The organism is Streptomyces sp. UW30 (genome assembly GCF_008042075.1).
Taxonomy (GTDB): Bacteria; Actinomycetota; Actinomycetes; order Streptomycetales; family Streptomycetaceae; genus Streptomyces.
Genome location: NZ_RDBN01000143.1, coordinates 1 through 2,785, shown reverse-complemented (window position 1 = coordinate 2,785; position 2,785 = coordinate 1). Strand labels below are relative to the sequence as shown.

Genomic DNA, 2,785 nt, shown 5'->3' with positions numbered 1-2,785 from the left:
CGCATGTCTGCACCGCCTGCAGGTCACGCTGAACGTCCAGCTCCTGCAGCAGAGAAAGCCAATCGCCGGCGGCCAACTCCCTTACGGAGACATGCGTGCTGCGCGGTGTGACGAGCGTCCTTCACGCACACGGCTACGAGACAGCCGGGTTCGAGGCACAGATCTCCCACGTCTTCCACGGGGCCGTCTATATCGATCAGGTGGCCGACCGGTCGTTCGGCGTCAGCGCACAGCAGATCGTCCTCCCGCCAACGGGCGAACCGGCGGCCGGGCCGCGCTCACCGGGCCCCACGACCAACCCCGACGACGACAGCTGGCGGAGGAGCTGAGACATGGGCGACATCGCAAAGGGAGCCCTGGTCGGCGCCTGGACCCTGCTCGTCGGATGGATCCTGCCCACGACGATCAATTTGGCGGTGCTGTGCTTCACCGTGGCCCCCAGCCTCGACGGCGTGATTGCCGCGACACGACTGCGGCCCACCTCGCCCATCGGCGCTACCTTGCTGCTGGTCTTCTCAGTGCTTTTCGGACTGATCCTCAATGCAATGCAAAGCCCGCTGTACCGCATCCTGGAGGGGTATCTGCTGTGGCCCCAGCCGCTCTACCTCCGACGCTGTCGTCGCCACCAGGCGCTGCGTACCGCGCTCGATGAGCGTCTGCAACTCCTACGTCTGGAGCGGGAAGCCCAGCGCCGATCCCTGCAAGAGCACGAGCAGGAGACCTTGCAGCGGCTGCAGACCAGCTCGGAGCTGGAGCAATGGCGCAACCGCGACCGCACTCGCGGTCTGATCCAACGCGCCTTGCTGCAAGAACAGTTGGCGCGCTACCCGGTCGACCCGGACCAGATCGCCCCTACGCGCCTGGGCAACGCCATTCGCAGATTCGAGGAGTACGGACACGACCGCTACCGCCTCGACACCCAGCTGCTGTGGAACGAGCTGAACGCAGCCGCCCCCGAGCAGGCGCGCCGCCAGGTAGATACCGCACGCACCAGCGTCGACTTCTTCGTCGCGCTGCTGTACGGCCACGCCATCGTCACCGTCATTGCTCTGGGCTCCCTCCTCGCGGCCAAGGCGGACCCCCTCCCGCTGATCGTGACCGCCACAGTGGCTGCCGCGCTCATTCCGGTGTGGTATCGCACCGCGGTCGTGGCCACCGACGATTGGGCGGCAGCAGTCCGTGCTCTGGTAAGCGTCGGCAGGGCGCCGCTCGCTCACGCCCTCGGTCTCGCGCTGCCCAAGAGCCTCGTGGAGGAACGGTTGATGTGGACGCTGGTCTCGAAGTTCACACGAATCCCCTACGACGATCCGGCCGTCGCCCTGGACCGGTTCCGCCGAGACCTGGAACCGCAGGACACTCCGCCGCCCGGCACACCGGGTCCCTGCTAGGCATGTCCTAAAGATCTTGGAATCGTGTCCGGATTCCTCGAGAAAGGCCCCGGCGTTCAGGGCCGTTTCTGTCTGTCACCGTTCTCCGTTCGTCGGTGCTACGAGAGCGTCGCCCTGCGCCGCGGTATCGTGCGGCACGATCACGGGTCATGGACTCTGCCATCGCTGCCGCGCTCGTCACCACGCCCACCGCTCTCCTCGCTGCTTCAGCTGCCTACGCTGCTGGACTTCATCAGGCACGTGGAGCCCACCGTGGGCCCGTGGACGCCGTTCGCCGGCAGCATCAGCGGGATGCGTATGCCGCCTTCCTCGGCGCAGCCACCACCTACGCGTACGAGACGCGGCTCACCCGGAACCAGGAACGGGCGCTCGCCGAGCTCCCGACTGGAAACGAGGATCATGTGGACCGCGTCGAGCGACGGTCGTGGGAACTGCGGGCGGAGGCCGCCGAGTCGATCGATCCCGTACAACGGACACTGCCCGTCGTCCTCCTCGAAGGTCCCAAGCACATTGCCGAGCGTGCCCAAGAGGCCGGCATTGCCGCTCACATGCTGCGCTCCGGCGCACCGCAATATGTGTGCCTAAGGACGGTGAGCAACGCACAGGCGGTGCAGAGAGCACGCGAGGAACACGCACGCCTTGTCGATGCGATCGAGGCGTTCACTATCGCGGCCCGCGACTACCTCAACGACAGTCCCGCCTGAAGCCTGTCTCGTAATGGTGTGGGTTGAACCGCGTCGGCCTGATGGTGCAGGTGATCTCCGGTGAGCGTCGCGAGCTCGTTGAAGTGTTCACCAGGCTTCAGCCGCGCCAGTTCCAACGGCTTGTGCAGGCGGTTCACAGGGCCGGTGGGCAGGCACTGGATGCGGCCCGTCCTGGACGTCCATGGTCGTTGCCGCTGAGGGACCCAGTACTGCTGGTGGCGATGTACTGCCGCACCGACCTGTCCATGCGACAGCTTGCACCCTTGTTCGGGATCTCCGTCTCTGCCGTAGGGCGGATCATCGATCGACATGGGCCGTTGCTGGCTCTGCCCCAAGACAGCGCAAGCCGACAAGCAACGACGTAAACGACGTACTCGTCGTTGATGGCACTCTGGTTGCCCACGCGGGACCGGTCGATCGCGGGGGCAACGGTCATCGCGGACGGCGGATCCCAAGGCATGGGCCTGCTCATCCCCCATCGCCGCAAGGCGGGGCAGACGCGACTACCTGAGTGGAAGGAGCGGCACAACGCCGCACACCGCCGCGCCACGCGGGACCGGTCGATCGCGGGGGCAACGGTCATCGCGGACGGCGGATCCCAAGGCATGGGCCTGCTCATCCCCCATCGCCGCAAGGCGGGGCAGACGCGACTACCTGAGTGGAAGGAGCGGCACAACGCCGCACACCGCCGCG

At 66.5% G+C, this 2,785-nt stretch carries 4 protein-coding genes and 1 pseudogene; all 5 read left to right on the top strand.

From position 1 onward, the window contains the following. Positions 1–95: 95 nt before the first annotated feature. Positions 96–329 (top strand): hypothetical protein, encoded by a 234-nt coding sequence (locus EAO75_RS44910; protein ID WP_148000883.1) that lies wholly within the window; start codon positions 96–98, stop codon positions 327–329. Between the two features lie 3 nt (positions 330–332). After that, a complete protein-coding gene (locus EAO75_RS44905) occupies positions 333–1,388 on the top strand; it encodes a hypothetical protein (RefSeq protein WP_148000882.1) in 1,056 nt (351 codons plus the stop codon). A 260-nt stretch (positions 1,389–1,648) separates the two neighbouring features. Continuing rightward, positions 1,649–2,092 carry a hypothetical protein gene (locus tag EAO75_RS44900; RefSeq protein ID WP_148000881.1) on the top strand — a complete coding sequence of 148 codons (444 nt, stop codon included), beginning with the start codon at positions 1,649–1,651 and terminating at the stop codon, positions 2,090–2,092. Positions 2,093–2,133: 41 nt separating this feature from the next. Further along, positions 2,134–2,457, top strand: coding sequence for a helix-turn-helix domain-containing protein (locus tag EAO75_RS48865; RefSeq protein ID WP_410092938.1), 324 nt, complete (start codon positions 2,134–2,136; stop codon positions 2,455–2,457). Between the two features lie 18 nt (positions 2,458–2,475). Continuing rightward, positions 2,476–2,785 (top strand): annotated as a pseudogene (locus EAO75_RS46880) (hypothetical protein); the annotation flags it as partial.

Bases quoted from the DNA above. Each gene is read 5' to 3' on its own strand.
- EAO75_RS44905 (WP_148000882.1), top strand. From the start codon at position 333: ATGGGCGACATCGCAAAGGGAGCCCTGGTCGGCGCCTGGACCCTGCTC.
- EAO75_RS48865 (WP_410092938.1), top strand. From the start codon at position 2,134: ATGGTGCAGGTGATCTCCGGTGAGCGTCGCGAGCTCGTTGAAGTGTTC.